Origin of the sequence: Vibrio sp. HS-50-1 (assembly GCF_024747315.1) — a bacterium.
Lineage (GTDB): Bacteria > Pseudomonadota > Gammaproteobacteria > Enterobacterales > Vibrionaceae > Vibrio > Vibrio diabolicus.
On sequence record NZ_JAMPZF010000034.1, the window covers coordinates 1 to 3,411 of the forward strand.

General features: G+C 47.2%; 5 protein-coding genes. All 5 read right to left on the reverse strand.

What is annotated here, in order from left to right:
• Positions 1-1,043, reverse strand: a 1,043-nt coding sequence (locus NDJ01_RS15280) for a DegT/DnrJ/EryC1/StrS aminotransferase family protein (protein WP_258586934.1), incomplete at its 3' end; no start/stop codon positions are given.
• Positions 1,036-1,506 (reverse strand): acyltransferase, encoded by a 471-nt coding sequence (locus NDJ01_RS15285; RefSeq protein ID WP_047009430.1) that lies wholly within the window; start codon positions 1,504-1,506, stop codon positions 1,036-1,038. The genes NDJ01_RS15280 and NDJ01_RS15285, both read right to left, overlap by 8 nt.
• Entirely contained in the window at positions 1,484-1,903 is a 420-nt protein-coding gene (locus tag NDJ01_RS15290) for an FdtA/QdtA family cupin domain-containing protein (RefSeq protein ID WP_258586935.1), read from the reverse strand. The genes NDJ01_RS15285 and NDJ01_RS15290 overlap by 23 nt, the downstream gene beginning before the upstream one ends.
• Entirely contained in the window at positions 1,904-2,770 is an 867-nt protein-coding gene (gene rfbA / locus NDJ01_RS15295) for a glucose-1-phosphate thymidylyltransferase RfbA (RefSeq protein WP_258586936.1), read from the reverse strand.
• Positions 2,770-3,411 (reverse strand): GDP-mannose 4,6-dehydratase (locus tag NDJ01_RS15300; protein ID WP_258586937.1); only part of this gene is annotated, 642 nt, incomplete at its 5' end. The genes NDJ01_RS15300 and rfbA, both read right to left, overlap by 1 nt.

A 3,411-nucleotide genomic window follows, 5' to 3' on the forward strand; every position in this document is an offset into this window, starting at 1 on the left:
GGCGACATCGGCAATGACAGCACTTCATTTTGCAACTGCTCCGTCAGCGGCAATGACAGATGACTGAACTCTTTATAAGCCTGCTGTTTATGCGGCGCTATCGGGTAATGTACTTGTGTCTGAATACCATGCTCTGATAAATGCTTAACTAGCGCATCTCGGTGTGAAGTTCGCACCACAAACAAATGCCATACATGGGCATCAGGCTCAGCTACTTCCGGTAAAATAATATTCGGGTTGTTGATTTCACGTAAGTAAAATTCCGCCAACTCCTGACGCGCTTTCGTCTGCGCTGGAAGGTAGTTCAGTTTCACTGACAACATCGCCGACTGAATTTCATCCAAACGACTGTTCAATCCTTGATAAAGATTCTGGTATTTAACATGAGAGCCGTAGTTACGAAGGGCTCGCAAAGTTTCTGCCAGCTCATCATCGCTGGTCGTAATAGCACCACCATCACCTAACGCACCTAGGTTTTTACCCGGATAGAAGCTAAAACCTGAGGCATCCCCCCATGCGCCAGATTTCTTACCAGCAAGTGTCGCACCATGAGACTGCGCGCTGTCTTCCAGCACGAGAAGATTGTGTTTTGTCGCCAACGCCATAATCGCTGGCATATCGGCTAACTGACCATACAGGTGCACCGGCAAAATCACTTTGGTCTTTTTTGTAATCGCCGCTTCAATCGCTTCAGGACTGATATTGTGCGTTTGCTCATCCGGCTCCACAAACACCGGTACCAAGTCCGCTTCGGTGACCGCCAATACCGATGCGATATAGGTGTTACCCGGTACGATAACTTCATCACCCTTGTTGATTTTTCCTAGCTCTCGCCAAGCCTTTAACGTCAGTGTTAAAGCATCTAGACCGTTCGCAACGCCTATACAGTGTTTAACACCACAGTAGTCAGCAAATGCTTGTTCAAACTTTTCAGTTTCCTTGCCAAGAATATACCAGCCAGATTCAATCACGCGTGCACAGGCTTGTTTCAATTCGTCTTCGTACTCGGAATTTAAGCGCTTTAGCTCTAAAAAATTAACCATTATTTTTCTCTACATAACGTACTATCTTGGCTGGGCTTCCAACCACAACCGCATAGTCTGGCACTGAACGGGTGACCACACTGCCTGCACCAACCATCGCATTTTTTCCGATGGTTATGCCGGGCAAAATTGTGGCATTGGCGCCAATGGAGGCGCCTGACAGGATTTTTGTTTTTGGAAATGCCTCTGGCCATACTTTTGAACGTGGGAACTTGTCGTTCGTGAAAGCGGCTGCTGGACCAATGAACACATCATCTTCAATTTCAATGCCATCCCAGAGGTAAACGCCACACTTTACGGTGACTCTATCTCCTAGGACCACATCATTCTCGATGAAGGTATGCGCACAGATATTACAGTCACGACCAATTTTAGCCCCAGCAAGGACCACGGCAAATTGCCAAATAGATGTCCCCTCGCCAATCGCCGATGAAGCAACATCACTGAGTGCATGAATTCGCATGGGCTACCTCTTTAAGAAATGTGTCATAGTCACGGATATAGTCGGCTTCATCGTATAACTCACTGGCTACGACCATCAGTACACAATCTGCAGAAAAGTCGTGCATCTCACGCCATTTTAACCCTTTGATATGCAGTCCTACATCGGGAGAGGAAAGCGTCACTGTCTCTTTCGTGGTGCCATCATCAATGACGAAAGTCACGCTACCTTTCATACAGATAGCGACTTGCTCTAAGTCGTAGTGCGCATGAAAGCCTCTTGCTAAACCGCTTTGTGTATCAAAGATGTAGTAAATGCGTTTGATATCAAAAGGAATGTTTTTATGTTGCTCTAACGAGATTAATGAGCCTCGCTCATCACCCATTTTCTGAAAAGATATTAGCGATATATTCGACATTTATTCTTCCAATAACTCTAGAAGATAGCGGCCATAATCGTTTTTAGATAAGGCTTTTCCTGCAGCTTGAATGTGCTCTCGTGTTAACCATCCTCGGCGATACGCAATCTCTTCTAAGCAAGCGACTTTGTAGCCCTGGCGTTTCTCGATCGTTTCGACAAAATGCGCCGCTTCAAGCAAGCTGCCGTGTGTCCCCGTGTCTAACCACGCAAAGCCGCGCCCTAGTACGTCAACCGTCAACTTCCCTTGCTCTAAGTAAGCTTGGTTAATACTCGTAATTTCTAGCTCGCCACGATGGGACGGTTGGATGGTTTTGGCAATTTCCACGACGCGATTATCGTAGAAATACAGCCCTGTCACGGCGTAATTGGATTTTGGCTCGACTGGCTTCTCTTCAATCGATAGCGCTCTCATCTCTTCGTCAAATTCCACCACACCAAAGCGCTCTGGGTCTTTCACTTTATAGCCAAAGACCGTCGCACCTTCTGTTAATGCAGCGGCTTGCTGCAACTTCGGCGAAAACCCTTGCCCATAAAAGATGTTGTCACCCAGCACCAAACATACTGAGTCATCGCCAATGAAGTCTTCACCAATGATGAAGGCTTGAGCTAAGCCGTCTGGGCTTGGTTGAATCGCGTATTGCAACTCAATGCCAAACTCTGAGCCATCACCTAACAAGCGCTGAAAACCTTCCTGGTCTTCTGGCGTGGTGATGATCAAGATTTCACGAATGCCCGCAAGCATGAGTACTGACAACGGGTAGTAAATCATTGGTTTGTCATAAACCGGCAGTAACTGCTTAGAGACACCGCGTGTAATAGGGTAAAGGCGAGTGCCCGAGCCACCTGCTAAAATAATGCCTTTCATTATTCGCCCGCTCCTAATCGCTCTAAACTGTATGAACCATCAAGCACACGCTGCCACCATTGCGGATTATTGAGGTACCATTCGACGGTTTTGCGAATACCGCTTTCAAACGTTTCTTCTGGCGTCCAGCCAAGCTCTTGAGCGATCTTGGTGGCATCAATTGCGTAACGCACATCATGACCAGGGCGATCTTTGACATAAGTGATCAAAGATTCATAAGACTCAACACCTGCTGGCTTGTCTGGTCGCAACTCTTCAAGCAAAGCACAAATGGTTTTCACCACTTCGATGTTTGCTTTTTCGTTATGGCCACCAATGTTGTAGGTTTCACCGACTTCACCTTCGCAGACCACTTTGTACAGCGCGCGTGCATGATCTTCCACAAACAGCCAATCTCGGATTTGCATACCATCGCCATACACAGGCAACGGCTTGCCGTCGAGGGCATTTAAAATCATCAGAGGGATCAACTTCTCTGGGAAGTGGTACGGGCCATAGTTGTTTGAGCAATTGGTGACAAGTGTCGGTAAACCATAAGTACGTTGCCAAGCGCGAACCAGATGATCGCTCGACGCTTTAGATGCGGAATATGGGCTGCTCGGCGCGTATGAAGTGGTTTCGGTGAACAAATCATCCGTTCC